Origin of the sequence: Collinsella sp. AF04-24, assembly GCF_003465685.1 — a bacterium.
Lineage (GTDB): Bacteria > Actinomycetota > Coriobacteriia > Coriobacteriales > Coriobacteriaceae > Collinsella > Collinsella aerofaciens_AP.
This window is the reverse complement of the sequence record NZ_QSBK01000007.1, coordinates 72,121-87,329: the sequence shown is the minus strand read 5'-3', so window position 1 is coordinate 87,329 and position 15,209 is coordinate 72,121. Positions and strand designations below refer to the sequence as shown.

Below are 15,209 nucleotides of genomic sequence, written 5' to 3'. Positions count from 1 at the left end.
CGCCTACAGCATGGATACCCCCAGCAATTACACTGAAACGCTCGAAAAGACCGTCCGCGACCTTCTCAAGCGTCAGGAGGATCTGGTCAGGACCGCCTTTACCGACCAGCTTACCGGGCTTGGCAACCGCGGCGGCTTTGCCCGTTCCCTCGAGGAGCTCTGGGAGCAGGACACCCCCGTTACCATGGCGTACATCGATATCGACAATCTCAAGCACTGCAACGACGTCTTTGGCCATGACGAGGGCAACCGCTATATTTTGCAGGTAAGCCTCTATCTCAAGCTGTATATGGAGGTGGACGAAGCGGCGTTTCGTCTGGGAGGCGACGAGTTTGCCATCCTGTCTACGATTGCAACCGAGGACGACCTCGCCGAACGTCTGGAACGCTGCCGAACGGTCCTGCTCAAAAACAACGATGCCGAGATGCCTCACTCGTTTAGCTACGGAGTGGCACACGCCGACCCCGCCCTGGGCGAAGCCCCCAATCGCTTGACGAACGATGCCGACCATCGCATGTACGACTACAAGCTACGTCATGCCGTGCACCTTGATCGACGCAATATCGCACAAGCCCACACCGACGACTTCGAAATAAGCGATCGAATTTTCGACGCCCTTTCGATGCTCAACGAAGGCCGTTATTTCTTTATCGAGAACTTGGACAAACATCGAACCCTTTGGTCACAAGGCGCCCTGCGCGATCTTGGTCTTCCTTCGGAGCATATAGACAACTGTCACGATTATTGGAAAACGCGTGTCCATCCCGATGACCTTGAGGCCTATACCAACGACATCGACCAAATCTATGACGGCTCCAAACATCGTCACGTCATGCAGTACCGCGTGCGCAATGCCGCCGGCGATTACATCCTCGGCCGTGCTCGCGGGTTTCGTATCGACGGCGACGGAAATGTCCCCTCGCTCTATGTCGGCGAGCTCGTCAACCACTCGCTTGCCGAGACCGTCGACGCCGCCACGGGTCTCGGAACGCAGCGCACGCTGATCAACGCTATCGATGCCTGCCGTCGCGACCGTTGCGAGACGGGGCTTATAGCAGTGCGCGTTCGCGGCACGGCAAAGCTCAACGAGCTCTACGGGGCCGAGGCCGTCGACAACATGCTCGCCGAATACGCAGGCCGCATGCTGTCGATTACTCGCGGCAGGAGTCGCGTCTTCCGTTCACGCAACGCCCAGTTCGTCGTGCTTAGCAACAATTTGGATCACGAAGCATTCGAGCAACTGATCCAACATCTCAAAGAGGCCGTTTTCGCTCCCGTTCGAATCGCGGGCGACACTATTACCCCCGTCTGTCTTGTCGTTCCGGCCTTTTACGAGCACCTGACCAATCAAACGGCCGCCGTTTTAGGCGAACTCGACCGTCGCATTCGCACGGCCGGCGGGCTTGTTCCCAACGACAGCCTCCCCATACCCGAGGTGGAGCGCAAAAGCGCCATCGCCGAACGCATCGATCCGCTCACGGGTCTCTATCGACCCAGCGAGTTTATGCGCCGCGCCAACGAATTTCTCGAGACAAGGCGCAACGGCGCCTGGTGTATCGCCACCGTCGATATGGGGCACATGCGACTGTTCAACGAATGGCACGGACAGGCCGAGGGCGACCGCGTACTCGCCGATGTGGGCACGGTTCTCAAGGACATCGAGAATGCCGCCATGGGCGTCGCAGGGTACTGGGGCCAAGACGATTTTTGCGTACTCATCCCCTTTGAACACGACACCGTCCATCAGATCTATAGCCGCGTTCGCCAGGCCGTGGTCAAGCATGATGACGGCGTGGGCTTCTGGCCGTTCATGGGCGTCTACCCCATCGACTCCAACGAGGAAATCACCATCGATGCGCAGGCCAAGGCCATGTTTACCAATCGGCGCGCAAAAAACGACTTTAAGGAGCGCATTGCCATTTTCCGCCCCGAGGAATACGAGCACGAAATCGCGTTCCACCGCACGCTGACCGAATTCCAGTATGCGCTCTCAAACGGCCGCATTACCTACTACGTGCAGCCCCAGGTCGACATGGAAACCGGCGAGATCATTGGCGCCGAGGCACTCACGCGCTGGATTGACAAGGATGGCTCCCTCATTTCACCCGCTACCTTTATCCCCGCCCTCGAAGAAAGCGGTTTTGTGGTGACGCTCGACAAATACGTTTGGCAGGGCGTTGCCTCGTGGCTGCGTGAGCGCATCGATCGAGGGCTGCGCGTAGTTCCGATCTCGCTCAATGTGTCGCGCGTGGATATCCTTGCCTGCGACGTCGCCAAGCATATGGGGGCGCTTGCCGCCCAATACAACCTACCGCCCGAGCTCATGCGCATCGAGATCACCGAGACGGCTTATACGGGAGAGTCCGAGGCCGTGGATAAGCTGACGGCCGACCTACACACTCGCGGTTTCTCGACCTACATGGACGATTTTGGCACCGGCCAGTCTACGCTCGCGATGCTCAAGAACGTCAACGTCGACGTCATCAAGCTCGATCGCACGTTTGTGCCCGCCGACCGCGATCAAAGCCGTAGCGCGCAAATCGTTTCATCAATGCTCGAGATGGCACAATCGCTCCATCTGCCCGTTGTAATCGAAGGCGTCGAGACCAAAGAGCAGGCAAACATGTTGCGCCACATGGGTGCCCGCTACGCTCAGGGCTTCCTCTACTACCGCCCCATGCAGGTGGAGGATTTTGAAGCGCTGCTCGATGGCGGCGGCCGCAACTGATACGCTTACGCACAAAACACTACCGCCGAAGGGGCGTTTGTCCCCATCGGCTAACTTATTCCCCCAATCCAAACCGAATTGGGAATATGATACAAACCACTGTTGTGCCCAAGGAGGTTATCCATCATGAACGAGTCGTATCGCCTGGGCGAGCAATCAATCATTACCCATCTTCAGCGACTCGCGAACGGGGCCTCGACCGCCGAGCTCGATGTCGCTGCACTGCCCACGGAGCTGCGCGCCATCGGCGAGCAACTGCAGAAAACGCTCGCCGTCCTGCAACAAGAGCGTCAGCTGCTCGAACGCAGCGCCTATATCGACTCGCTCACCAATCTTGGCAACCGTGGCGGACTCGACCGCCATGTCGATCAGCTCTGGCGCAAAGGCACCCCCTTCACCTGCGCCTATATCGATATCGACCGCCTTAAGCATTGCAACGATAAGTTTGGCCACGCCGAGGGCAATCGCTACATTCTGAGCATCTGCCGCGCACTCACCGAGACAATGGAGCACGATGAGCTGCTGTTCCGTATCGGTGGAGACGAATTTGTACTTATATCCCCCACGACAGACGAAGCCGAGCTCGAGCAGCGCCTGGAGCGGACGCGTGCCAATCTTATCGAGGCAACATCGGACGGCAAGGCGCCCATGATCGCCAGCTTTAGTTTTGGCTGCTCGCGCGTCGACCCGCTTGCAGGCGATACGCGTCGCCAGATGACAAAGGACGCCGACCGCAAAATGTATCGCTACAAGCTCATGTACCGTGTGCAACAACCGGAAGAAGGCGATGCGCCGCAACGCCCGGTCACCGAACAACCCCCCCCCTGCAACGACCGAGTGTTCCAAGCGATCTCCATGAGCTCCGAGACACGCTATCCGTTCATCATTAACCTCGACACCGGCGAATCGCAATGGTCGGTTAATGCCGTGCGCGATTTTGACCTACCCTCCCAGCATCCCTACAACTCGCTCGATATATGGCTTGCCCGTGTTCACCCCGAAGACCGCGACAACGTACGTGCCGAGCTCGATATGGTGGTAAACGGCACGTGGCACTTCCACTGCATGCAGTATCGCGTCATGAATACCGCCGGAAAATACGCGCTTTGCGACTGCACAGGTTACCGCCTGGACGGCACCGATACCGAGCCCAACATGTATGTGGGCATTGTCACCAACCGAAGCTTGGCAGATACGACCGATTCCGTGACCGGTCTGGGCGATATCCATGCCCTGGTCAACGCCATTGGCGAGATGCGTCGCGTGGCACGAAACGCGGGCTTGATCGCCATTAAAATCGACGAAATCGCACAGGTCAATGCCCGCTTTGGCTTTGATGCAGGCGACCGCGTTTTGGCAGAAAGCGCCGCCTGCCTCATGGATTGCTCGCGCGGCAAGGGTCGTCTGTTCCGCTCGACCGGACCGATGTTCGTGGCGCTCTTTGACGAGCTTGATCCCGAAGAGACCGACGCGGTTGCAGACGAAATCGAACGGTTCTTGGGATCGCCCGTGCTCCTCGGCTCATTTGAATATCAGCCGCCCCTTCGCGTGGCGACGCTTCATCTGGACGCCGTCGACCGACAGCCCGTTTCCATTTTGAACGAACTTAATGCGCTGATTAGAGAGGCGCCACAGGTACCGGGCACCAAGCTGGACTAGCGTTATGGAGCGCGATGCGAAACACAGCCCGTTTCGCATCGCGCCCCACGCCATCTGCCCGCTCGTGCGATAATCCTCCGCAGAAGTCACCGACAGCAGAGGGAGTTAGTGATGAAGGTTCTTTTGGTCAATGGCAGCCCCAAGGCAAACGGCAACACCGCCCGCGCACTCGCCGAGGTCGCCAAGCAGCTCAACGCCGAGGGTATCGATACCGAGATGTTTCAGCTGGGCGCCAAGCCTATTCGCGATTGCATCGGGTGCGGCCAGTGCGGCAAGCTCGATTGCCGCTGCACCTTTGACGACGATGTAGTCAACGAGCTGATTGCCGCTGCCGAGCAGGCAGACGGCTTTGTCTTTGGCTCGCCCGTCTACTATGCGCACCCCAGCGGACGCATCCTCTCGGCACTCGACCGCGCATTCTATGCAGGCAGCAAGGCCTTTGCGCACAAGCCGGGCGCCGCTGTCGCCGTTGCCCGTCGCGGTGGCACGTCGACCACCTTCGATGTGCTCAACAAGTACTTCACCATCAACCAGATGCCCGTGGTGGCATCCACCTACTGGAACAACGTCTTTGGCGCCATGCCGGGCGAGGCCGCCCAGGACGCCGAAGGCCTTGCCACCATGCGAAACATCGGCAAAAACATGGCCTGGCTGCTGCGTTGCATCGAGGTGGGAAAGTCCGCCGGCATCGAAGCGCCCCAGGCCGATCGCGCTAGGACCAACTTCATCAGGTAGAACGGCGGAACATAGATATGAATATTCAAATTTTCGGGACTAAGAAGTCCTTCGATACCAAGAAGGCCCAGCGTTATTTTAAGGAGCGCCGCATTAAGGTGCAGTTTATCGACCTTAAGGAAAAGGAGATGAGCAAGGGCGAGCTCACGAGCGTGATGCAGGCGGTCGGCGGCATCGACAAGCTGCTCAACCCCAAAGCCAAGGACGAGGAGACGCTCGCGCTCATCCAGCACCTCACCCCTAGCCAGCGCTTCGACAAGTTGCTCGAGAACCAGCAGGTTCTAGCCGAGCCCATCGTGCGCAACGGCAAAAAGGCCACCGTCGGTTATTGCCCCGATGTATGGGGAGCCTGGGAGTAGCCTGTGTTATTTGCCGGCGCGTGGGTATAAGAGCAGGCGTTTGGCATAAGATTTAACTGTAAGCCATGTCTAACAAAGGAGGGCACATGCCCAACAGACCCGTGAAGATCATCATGCTTACCGGATACCTCGGTGCCGGCAAGACCACGCTGCTCAACCACATCCTCGCTAACGACGGCGGCATCCGCGCCGCCGTGATCGTCAACGATATCGGCGAGATCAACGTCGACGCCAGCCTTATCGCCGACGGCGGCCTTTCCGAGACCGACGACCTCATCCCGCTCACCAACGGCTGCATCTGCTGCACGCTTTCGGACGATCTGGCCAACCAGCTGCAGGGCATCGCCGATTCGGGCAAGTTCGACTACATCATCATCGAGGCCTCGGGTATTTGCGAGCCCATCCCCATCGCCTACACCATCTCGAGCTTCTGCGACGAGGCCAAGGTGGGCGGCGAGCCCAAGCTCGCGCTCGACAACATCGTGGCCGTGGTCGACTGCGCCCGCATGTACGACGAGTTCAACGGCGGTCGCGATCTGCTAGCCGAGGATATCGACGAGGACGACATCGAGAGCCTGCTCATCCAGCAGATCGAGTTTTGCTCCACGCTGATTCTTAATAAGACTGACACCGTCACCCCTGAGCAGATCGCAGAGCTCAAAGCCATCGTGCGCAGCCTGCAGAAGGACGCCGTGATCGTCGAAGCTCAAAACGGCGAGGTCCCCATGGAGGAGCTGCTCGACACCGACCGCTTCGACTTTATGCGCGCCTACAACTCCGCCGCCTGGATCGAGGCCATGGAACATCCCGAGGAGCACGACGACCCCGAGGTGCTCGAGTACGACATCGAGACTTTTGTGTACTCGCGCCGCAAGCCGTTTGACCTGCAGAAGTTCACCGATTTTGTTGAGCAGGAGTGGCCCGACGAGGTCATTCGCGTCAAGGGCCCGCTGTGGCAGACCGGCGATCCGGACATGTGCTACATGTTTGAGCAGGCCGGCCACCAGATGCGCCTGATGGAGAACGGTCTGTTCGTTGACTCCGCGCCCGAGGGCGAGAAGCAGAAGATCATCGACGAGAACCCCGAAATCATGCAGATTTGGGACGACGAGACGGGCGACCGCATGACGAGCCTGTGCATCATCGGCCGTCACATGGACAAGGACGCACTCATCGCCTCCCTCGATGCCTGCCTGACCGACTGGCACCGCGCCTAGGTTTATCCAAGCGAGTATTTTTCCGCCTACGTAACCGCCAAACCACCACGAAGGTGCCCTTCGTGGTGGTTTTTCGTTCTGAGCCAAGGAGATTCATGTTCAACATTGTGCTGTATGCGCCCGAGATTCCGGCCAATACGGGCAATATCGGCCGCACTTGCGTGGTTACCGGTACCCGCCTGCATCTGGTGGAGCCGCTGGGGTTTTCGCTCGACGACAAGACAGTGCGTCGCGCCGGCCTGGGCTACTGGCAAAACTTGGACGTGACGACCTATGCCGGCTGGGAGGATTTCCTTGCGCGCAACGGCCTCTCCCCCGCCGACGAGCGCCTGCATCTGCTGACCAAAAAGGCACGCCGCACCTATGCGCAAAGCACCTACCGCGACGGCGACTACTTGGTCTTTGGCAGCGAGAGCTCAGGCATCCCCGAGCCACTGCTTGCCGCGGAGTCCGAGCGCTGCGAGCGCATCCCGATGCTGCGCGATTGCGATTCGCTTGACAACGCCGAGACATGGGAAGCCCACGAGGAATCGCTAGGGCATACCGAGGACAGCCACGAGGCCATCCTTCGGCAGGATATCTGCGGCAACTTTGTAGACCCGGACGACTACCGCATCAGCGCCCTCAACCTCTCCAACAGCGCCGCCATCGTCCTCTACGAGGCCCTCCGCCAGACAGGCTTCCCCGGCATGTGACAAAGGGACTGTCCCTTTGTCACATTGATGCACCAAATAACGAGCCGTCGCTTTTAATCAGAATTAACTAGAATAAAATGGAGTTAAACGGCGATGTGAAAGGAGAGCCTTGTGGAATATCTCGAGAACCCGTTTACCCCCAGTTTTGGTGAGGTTCCTGCCCATCTCGCCGGCAGACAACAGATTATTCGGGATTTGGACCGTGCCTTCTTGAGCCAGCGTAGACGCCCGGAATTGACCTCGATCTTCTCAGGCGCGCGTGGAACCGGTAAAACCGCTCTCATGTCGTCGCTCGCAACAAGGGCGGAATCCCACGGCTGGATAGCGGTAAAGACGACCGCGCTCTCGGGAATGCTTGAGGAAATCGAGCTCGGGGCGAAACGTGCTGCAGGCCATCTCATCAACCCGTCTAACAACTTCGAAGTCACCGGTCTCGGAATCGCGCCGCTCGGCAGTATCGAGGTCAATCGCGTTCACGATGCCTCGACTTGGCGTTATCGCATGAGCGACATCATCGACCAGCTCAACGAAACGGGCACCGGTCTACTCGTCACGGTTGATGAGGTCGACCCGACGCTCGACGAGATGATCCAGCTCGCAGCCACGTATCAGCACTTTGTGACCGATGGGAAACGCGTCGCTCTACTCATGGCGGGACTTCCCAACAACGTCTCGACGTTGCTGAACCACAAGACGGTCTTGTTCCTTCGTCGCGCCCAGCAATATCATCTGGGGCGTATCGCCGACTACGATGTACGCGAGGCCTTGATCCGAACGATCCAGGAAAACGACCGTCTGGCGGATGCCGAGGGAATCGATAAGGCCGTTCGCTCGATTTCGGGCTTTCCTTTCCTTTTGCAGCTTGTGGGTTACCGCGCCTGGGATCTCACGAGCAACTCGAGGGAAATATCATCTCGCGACTTTGACCAGGGAATCAAAATCGCACGCGACGAAATGGACGACCGGATCCTCGCGGCGACCTATCGGGAACTCACTGCAGAGGACAAGCGATTTCTCATCGCCATGCTCGATGACGAGAAAGAGTCCACCACCGCTGACCTTGTCGAGCGCCTTAAGCGTTCGCCGCAACAGGTCTCCCGCTACCGACGCCGCATGATAGACGCCGGCATCATTGGAGAACGCGGGCGCGGAATCGTCGCTTTTGAATTACCGTTCTTCCGCGACTATCTCGCCGCTCAATGCGTGAAATAGGCATCGGATGCGACAAAGGGACTGTCCCTTTGTCGCATTCGGTTAGAGGTAGCGGCCGGTAATGCTCTTAGGGCAGGCCGCGATGTCGTCTGGCGTGCCGACGCAGACGATTTGCCCGCCCGCATCACCGCCGCTCGGGCCCATGTCGATCACGTAATCGGCGTTACGGATAAGGTCGAGGTCGTGTTCGATCACGATGACCGTGGCGCCCTTGGCAACGAGTCCGTCAAACACGCTCAGCAGTACCTGAACATCGAGCGGATGCAGGCCGATCGTGGGTTCGTCGAATACAAATACGGCATCGTCCTGCACACGGCCCATCTCGCTTGCAAGCTTAAGGCGCTGTGCCTCGCCGCCCGAGAGCGCCGGCGTGGGCTCGCCGAGTGTGAGATAGCCCAGCCCCAGGTCGTGCAGGGTCTGCAGACGCGTCTGAACTTTCTTGAGTCCCAGTGTGGCATCGAGGGCCTCGTCCACGCTCATGTCCATGAGCTGCGGCAACGTAAGCAGGCTCCCGTCCCTGCCCTCACGATGGATATGCGAGGCCGCGTCTGCATAACGCGAGCCGCGACATGCAGGACAGACGATCTCGACATCGGGCAAAAACTGCACGTCGAGCGATATCGAGCCCGTGCCATCGCACGTGGGGCAACGCAAAGCGCCAGTGTTGTAGCTAAAGGCACCCGCTTTATACCCTGCCGCCTTGGCCTCGGGCGTACGGGCGAAGGCGCGGCGCAGCTCATCATGGATGTCGGCATAGGTCGCTACCGTCGAGCGTACGTTGGCGCCGATGGGCGTGGCGTCAATCAGGTTGGCGCGCGCGATGCCCTCGGCATCGACCCAACGCACGTGTCTTGGCAGATGTTCTCCATCTGCCTGCGCCTTGAGGGCCGGAATGAGCGTCTCGAGCACCAGTGTCGTCTTGCCCGAACCCGAAACACCCGTCACCGCGACAAGGCGGCCGCGCGGGATATCGACTTCGAGTGGTTTGACGGTATGGATGGCATCGGTCGCCATGCGGATATGGCCTAGGTCGAACATTTCGTCGTCAGCCACCTGCGGGCGCAGACGCTTGGGGTCCGAGCGCAAGAACGGCGCGATGCGGCTGCCCTGCGATTGTTCGACCTCGTCTACCGTACCGGCGGCGATTACATGGCCGCCGCCTGCTCCCGCAACGGGGCCCATCTCGACCAGATAGTCGGCTTCTGCCAGCACGCGCGTGTCGTGGTCGACAACGACCACGGTGTTGCCGTCATCCACCAGATCGCGCATTACGCCCACCAGGCCGTCGACATTGGCAGGATGCAAGCCGATCGAGGGCTCGTCCAGCACATAGAGCACGCCCGTCGATCGGTTGCGCACCACGCGGGCGAGCTGCACGCGCTGGCGCTCACCCGTGGAGAGCGTGGCACCTGCGCGATCGAGTGAAAGGTAATCGAGGCCCAGGTCGACCAGACGACGGGCCGCGCCCAAAAACGAATCGCAGATATCCGTCGCCATGGGCTGCATCTCGGCCGACAAGGATGCGGGCACCCCGCGCACCCACTCAATCGCATCGCCAAGCGTCATGGCCGCGGCCTGCGCCAGATTGATACCGCGCACCTGGGGCTGGCGCGCAACCTCGGAGAGACGCGTGCCGCCGCAGTCACGGCACGGGCCCTCGCGCAAAAAGCGAGCCACGCGCTTTAGTCCCTTATCGTCCTTAACCTTGGCGAGCGCATTCTCGACCGTATAGACGGCGTTGTAATAGGTGAAGTCGAGCGGCGTGGCGCCCTCGCCGTTTTTGGGAACGTAGAGAATATGCTTCTTAACCGCCGGACCATGGAACACGATGTCGCGCTCTTGAGGTGTGAGCTGGTTAAACGGCACATCGGTACGCACACCCATCTCGCCAGCTACCTGCTTCATCAAGTCCCACATGAGCGTGCCCCAGGGAAGCACCGCGCCTTCGTTGATGGTCTTGGACTCGTCGGGCACCAGGCTCGCTTCGTCCACCTCGCGCATGACACCGGTACCGCCACAGGTGGGGCATGCACCGCCGCTATTGAAAGCCAAATCCTCGGCACTCGGCGCGTAGAACTCGCGGCCGCATGTCGAACACGTGAGCGACAGGCCTGCGGCCACGTTAAGGCTCGGCTCCACACGCGCCCCGCAATGTGGGCACACGTGATGGGCACAGCGGCTAAAGAGCAAACGCAGACTGTTGTTGAGCTCGGTCATGGTGCCAAAGGTCGAGCGTACGCCTGGCACACTAGGGCGCTGATGCAACGCGAGCGCCGCCGGCACGTGCAGCACTTCATCCACCTGAGCGTGCTCGGCCTGGGTGAGCCGTCGGCGGGTATAGGTGCTGAGCGCCTCCAGGTAACGGCGCGAGCCCTCGGCATACAGAACTCCCAGCGCCAGCGAGCTCTTGCCCGACCCCGACACGCCGGCAATACCCACGAGCTTTCCCAGCGGAATATCGATATTGATGTCCTTAAGGTTGTGTACGCGCGCACCGCGCACCTCGATAGCACTTGGTTGTTGCGACACCGCCATCGCTCCCCTTCCTGTTAGCCGAACGTGGCAAAGGGACTGTCCCTTTGTCACGTTACTCGTGCCATAAAACACGATCGCGAATGTACTTGCCCAGCATAGGCACGCTAAACCGGACGAGACCGTATCCGGCGGCCTCGATGACGCGCTCGCGAATTAAGCTTGCGCGATATTTACTCGCCCAGCTCTGGGTGCGGTCGCAGCGCTCAATGATATCCGCCATGCGCGTCAGCTTGCCCTCGTCAACCGCCATAGCCTCGATAAAGAGGCGCTGTGGGGTGCGCAGCCCGTAATACAGAGGCGCGTCAACCGCTTCGTAGAACTCAGAGACGGCATCCGCATGACCAACCTCGACATCGCACCCTTCAATGACCTGCGAGCCACGCCGGACAGCAGACCGCCACATGTAATATCCCACCAGCTGAACCATATAGGGATGTCCCATGCTCTTGTGCGCCGCAAGGTCCGCCGTCCCCGCATCAATGCAAAGACCAGCACATTCGACCGTCTGGATATATGAATCGCGCACCTGGGGCAAAGAAATCGCCCCCAACGTACGCTGCTGGGCGCGCCGCAAAAACGTCACGCTCGGCTCTTCGAGCAGATCGTCAACCATGCTGGGCAAGCCGGCAAAGACCAGCGCAAGACCACGCTGGTCGCCATCGGGCAAGCCCGTAGCATCCTGATCTCCCAGCACCTGCTGATAGAGAACGGCAAGAGCCGACAGCTCCTCGATAGACGCAGATTGAGCCTCGTCAATCGCAAACAGTATGCCCTTGCCTGGACCGAGCTTCTTGAGACGTTCGTTGACCAGCCCTCGCAACGTCTCGCCTTTTGCCCGCGCCGCCTCAACCGACATCCGTCCAAACGATGGGCCAAACTCCATTGACGTCACAACGGGCTTATTCGAGCGGAGTGCGTCGGCCAAGCGGTCGCATAAACCAAGCGAAGCGGAATCGGAGACAACCGCCCATCCGCGCTCACTGGCCAGACGTTGCAGCTCCCGCAGGAGAACTGTTTTGCCACAGCCGCGGTTTCCTGTAATGAGCATGAGTCTGCCCGGCGCTCCGGCACCGTTATCGAGCCCCTCCTCAAAATCTTCGATGACCGACTCGCGACCGATGAGTATCGGAGGCCGCTTACCAGCCGTTGGCTTAAAGGGATTTGGATTCATGTCGGCCTCCTCGGATTGGCAAAGGCTAGCAATAGTTATACCAACTTATACCGAGTTATACCAACTGAATGTGACAAAGGAGCTGTCCCTTTGTCACATGTGGCCGAAAAATTCCGCGTCGGCGGGGCGATAGGGGCGGAAGGTGGCGGGATCGATCTTTACGTGTGCCGCGGCGGGCACGTCGTACCATTTGACCGTATAGCCGGCGCCGTGGGCGCAAAAGACCGAATCGGGCGTGTTGGGCAGATCGGCCTCGGGCTCGTAGGCGGCCGCCTCGATGACGCGCTCGGCATCATGGCATGCCGCATAACCGGCGAACTCCAGGTACAGATGTCCGCGGCCGCTCGTGTAGGCAGCCACCTCCAGCGCATAATCCTGTATCTCGGATGCTGGCACGCGACCCACAAGCTTCGCCCGGTCGCCCGCCATCGCCGGCGGCTCGTACTCGGCGCCCATGCGCGTGACATCCGAAAGCGCCCTGCCCACGCAATCTCCCGGCACCTCGAGCTCAAAGTGGTAGCACGGCTCCAACAGCACCGCCGCGCCGGCCTCACGCGCCTGCATCAAACCCTGGCGAATCGCGCGGTACGTTGCCTGCCGAAAGTCACCGCCCTCGGTGTGTTTGGCATGAGCGCGGCCGCCCGTGAGCGTAATGCGCACATCGGTAATGGGCGAGCCGGTCAGCACACCCAGGTGATCGCGCTCCATGGCGTTGGTGAGCGCCAGGCGCTGCCAGTTAAGATCGAGCTCGTCGGTCGAGGCAACGGTACCAAATTGCACGCCCGAGCCCGCTGGCAGCGGCTCCAGGCGCAGGTGCACCTCGGCGTAATGGCGCAGTGGCTCAAAGTGGCCCACACCCTCGACCGGCTGCGAGATCGTCTCCTTATAGAGAATGCCGCCGGACTCAAACTCAATCGTAAGGCCAAAGCGATCGGCCAATACCCGCTGCAAGACCTCGAGCTGCACGGCGCCCATCAACTGCAAGTGAATCTGCTCAAGATGCGTATTCCAGCTTACGCCGAGCATGGGGTCTTCGTCCGCCAGCTCAGTCAGCGCTTTAAACACCGCATGGGCATCATGTTCGCCCGGGAGCACCGTATAGGTAAGGACCGGCGCAATGACGGGCGCATCGCACCCGGGCTCCGCACCCAAGGCATCCCCCGGGCGAACGTGCGCAAGACCCGTCACGGCACAAATACCGCCAGCGGCAACTTCCTGGGCAAGCTCGTACTTCTCTCCGTTATAGATGCGCACCTGATCGACCTTTTGCTCCCATGCCTCGGCACCGGAGCGCCCCTCGATCATCTGCTTTGCATGCAGCGTGCCGCCGGTCACTTTTACCCAAGCCAAGCGCTCGCCGCGATCGCCGCGGCTGACGCGATAGACGCGCGCGGCGAACTCCGGGAGCCACGCCTGTTCACGCATCAGCGCGCATATGCCGTCCAGCAACTCGTCCACGCCTTGGTCCTTGAGCGCCGAGCCGGCAAAGCAGGGAAAGAGCTTGCGCTCGGCAACCATGCGCGACAGCGTTGCGACGGAAAGCTCACCCGCTTCAAGAAACTCCTCGAGCGCCGCCTCGTCCAACGCAGCAGCATCCTCCTGAACGGCACCGCCCGCCAGCAGTTCGTTGGCATTCAGGCAGCCCTCGGAAAGACGCTGCCCGAGTTGTGCCAGCAAAACATCGCGGCCGGGATTCTCCAAATCGATTTTGTTGATATAGATGAACGTCGGAATGTCATAGCGCGCAAGCAGGCGCCACAGGGTTTCGGTGTGCCCCTGCACGCCATCGTTGGCGCCCACAACCAAAATCGCGTAGTCGAGCGCGCGCAGTGTGCGCTCCGCCTCGGCCGAAAAATCGACGTGGCCGGGTGCATCCACGAGCATGACGTGGGTATCGTCGTGGTCGAGCACGGCCTGCGACGAGAAAATCGTGATGCCACGCTCGCGCTCGATCGTGTTAGTGTCCAGGTGAGAATCGCCATCGTCCACACGGCCGCGTTTGCGAATGCGGCCCGCGTTGAACAGCATAGCCTCGGCCAGCGTGGTCTTGCCGGCATCGACATGTGCCAAGATTCCAACGACCGCTTGCTTCGACATGGCTCTCCTCTTATTACAAGCCCATCGCACGCGGCAACGGGCATCCTCGTTCCACACTGGATGATACAATTTACGGGCCGGCGGGCGAAGCGGGCCCTATCCCCCGACCGAGCTCATCGCCCTGCGTTGCCGCGCGGCGATTTTCGTAGGTTCGCGCCTTGCGAAAGCCGGCACCTCCCCTTTTTGTCCGCCCGGACTCATCTGGGCGGTGACAACGCGAGCCCCACAACGACGCGTTTTACCAAAAATGGCCCCACTCGAGGCCATTTTTTATTTGAGCTGGGTGATGATACGTGCCTTGGCTCCTACACCTCGCGCAGCCAATCAAACGCGACACGCGGCGTACCGTCCGACACATATACGATACCGGCGCGCTTAAACCCGGCCTTGGTGATGGCGCCCTGCATGGGCAGATTGTCTTGGTGCGTGTCGATACGCAGATGGTCGGTGCGTTCCTTGGCAAAGGCAAACATCGCAGCAGCGACGCCATGCGTGGTGCCGTCCGACGCCACGCGATGCAGCACATGGTATGGAGCGTCGCTGCGCCAGGCGCCATCCTCGATGACGTCATAGCACTCGTCCGGACCCGGTAAAAAGGCAAACGTCGCCACCACGCGACCGTCGACTTCGCACACATAGCTGCCACCGGCGGCGATATCGGCAGCCACCTGCTCGACCGAAGGCGTGCCCTCGGGCCACTGCGTGGCGTTGCCATGCGCGCGCATAAAGGCACGAGCCGCGTCATAGGTAGCCATGACGGCGGGAATGTCGGTATCGAGGGTTTTTCTGATCATCACGCGG

General features: G+C 60.1%; 11 protein-coding genes. 7 read left to right on the top strand and 4 right to left on the bottom strand.

The window, feature by feature from the left end; all coding sequences use genetic code 11:
- The first annotated feature begins 10 nt into the window (after positions 1-10).
- The 7 genes from DWV32_RS04105 (at position 11) to DWV32_RS04075 (ending at position 8,605) form a co-directional block, all read left to right on the top strand.
- Positions 11-2,728, top strand: coding sequence for an EAL domain-containing protein (locus DWV32_RS04105; RefSeq protein ID WP_117757299.1), 2,718 nt, complete (start codon positions 11-13; stop codon positions 2,726-2,728).
- 126 nt (positions 2,729-2,854) lie between these two features.
- The gene (locus DWV32_RS04100; protein WP_117757298.1) at positions 2,855-4,387 is read left to right on the top strand and encodes a diguanylate cyclase domain-containing protein; all 1,533 of its coding nucleotides are present in this window, start codon (positions 2,855-2,857) and stop codon (positions 4,385-4,387) included.
- Between the two features lie 111 nt (positions 4,388-4,498).
- The gene (locus DWV32_RS04095; protein WP_117757297.1) at positions 4,499-5,122 is read left to right on the top strand and encodes a flavodoxin family protein; all 624 of its coding nucleotides are present in this window, start codon (positions 4,499-4,501) and stop codon (positions 5,120-5,122) included.
- 17 nt (positions 5,123-5,139) lie between these two features.
- Entirely contained in the window at positions 5,140-5,481 is a 342-nt protein-coding gene (locus DWV32_RS04090; RefSeq protein WP_022093957.1) for an arsenate reductase family protein, read from the top strand.
- A gap of 86 nt (positions 5,482-5,567) precedes the next feature.
- Complete coding sequence (locus DWV32_RS04085; RefSeq protein WP_117757296.1) at positions 5,568-6,698, top strand: GTP-binding protein; 1,131 nt, start codon at positions 5,568-5,570, stop codon at positions 6,696-6,698.
- A gap of 95 nt (positions 6,699-6,793) precedes the next feature.
- Positions 6,794-7,393: a tRNA (cytidine(34)-2'-O)-methyltransferase gene (locus DWV32_RS04080; protein ID WP_117757295.1), complete on the top strand. Its 600-nt coding sequence runs from the start codon at positions 6,794-6,796 to the stop codon at positions 7,391-7,393.
- Between the two features lie 111 nt (positions 7,394-7,504).
- Positions 7,505-8,605, top strand: coding sequence for an AAA family ATPase (locus DWV32_RS04075; protein WP_117757294.1), 1,101 nt, complete (start codon positions 7,505-7,507; stop codon positions 8,603-8,605).
- A 42-nt stretch (positions 8,606-8,647) separates the two neighbouring features.
- Here the strand turns inward: DWV32_RS04075 and DWV32_RS04070 are convergent, their stop codons facing one another.
- From DWV32_RS04070 to DWV32_RS04055, 4 genes are all read right to left on the bottom strand, one after another.
- Positions 8,648-11,140, bottom strand: a complete 2,493-nt coding sequence (locus DWV32_RS04070) for an excinuclease ABC subunit UvrA (RefSeq protein WP_117757293.1) — start codon at positions 11,138-11,140, stop codon at positions 8,648-8,650.
- Between the two features lie 52 nt (positions 11,141-11,192).
- Positions 11,193-12,311: an AAA family ATPase gene (locus DWV32_RS04065; protein ID WP_117757292.1), complete on the bottom strand. Its 1,119-nt coding sequence runs from the start codon at positions 12,309-12,311 to the stop codon at positions 11,193-11,195.
- Between the two features lie 93 nt (positions 12,312-12,404).
- Complete coding sequence (locus DWV32_RS04060; RefSeq protein ID WP_117757291.1) at positions 12,405-14,408, bottom strand: translation factor GTPase family protein; 2,004 nt, start codon at positions 14,406-14,408, stop codon at positions 12,405-12,407.
- A gap of 305 nt (positions 14,409-14,713) precedes the next feature.
- A complete protein-coding gene (locus tag DWV32_RS04055) occupies positions 14,714-15,202 on the bottom strand; it encodes an N-acetyltransferase (RefSeq protein ID WP_117757290.1) in 489 nt (162 codons plus the stop codon).
- Positions 15,203-15,209 lie beyond the last annotated feature (7 nt).

What these genes read in the sequence shown, in the direction of transcription:
- DWV32_RS04100 (WP_117757298.1), top strand. Translation starts at nt 2,855, where the DNA reads ATGAACGAGTCGTATCGCCTGGGCGAGCAATCAATCATTACCCATCTT.
- DWV32_RS04090 (WP_022093957.1), top strand. Translation starts at nt 5,140, where the DNA reads ATGAATATTCAAATTTTCGGGACTAAGAAGTCCTTCGATACCAAGAAG.
- DWV32_RS04060 (WP_117757291.1), bottom strand. Translation starts at nt 14,408, where the DNA reads ATGTCGAAGCAAGCGGTCGTTGGAATCTTGGCACATGTCGATGCCGGC.
- DWV32_RS04080 (WP_117757295.1), top strand. Translation starts at nt 6,794, where the DNA reads ATGTTCAACATTGTGCTGTATGCGCCCGAGATTCCGGCCAATACGGGC.
- DWV32_RS04065 (WP_117757292.1), bottom strand. Translation starts at nt 12,311, where the DNA reads ATGAATCCAAATCCCTTTAAGCCAACGGCTGGTAAGCGGCCTCCGATA.
- DWV32_RS04085 (WP_117757296.1), top strand. Translation starts at nt 5,568, where the DNA reads ATGCCCAACAGACCCGTGAAGATCATCATGCTTACCGGATACCTCGGT.
- DWV32_RS04105 (WP_117757299.1), top strand. Translation starts at nt 11, where the DNA reads ATGGATACCCCCAGCAATTACACTGAAACGCTCGAAAAGACCGTCCGC.
- DWV32_RS04070 (WP_117757293.1), bottom strand. Translation starts at nt 11,140, where the DNA reads ATGGCGGTGTCGCAACAACCAAGTGCTATCGAGGTGCGCGGTGCGCGC.
- DWV32_RS04095 (WP_117757297.1), top strand. Translation starts at nt 4,499, where the DNA reads ATGAAGGTTCTTTTGGTCAATGGCAGCCCCAAGGCAAACGGCAACACC.
- DWV32_RS04055 (WP_117757290.1), bottom strand. Translation starts at nt 15,202, where the DNA reads ATGATCAGAAAAACCCTCGATACCGACATTCCCGCCGTCATGGCTACC.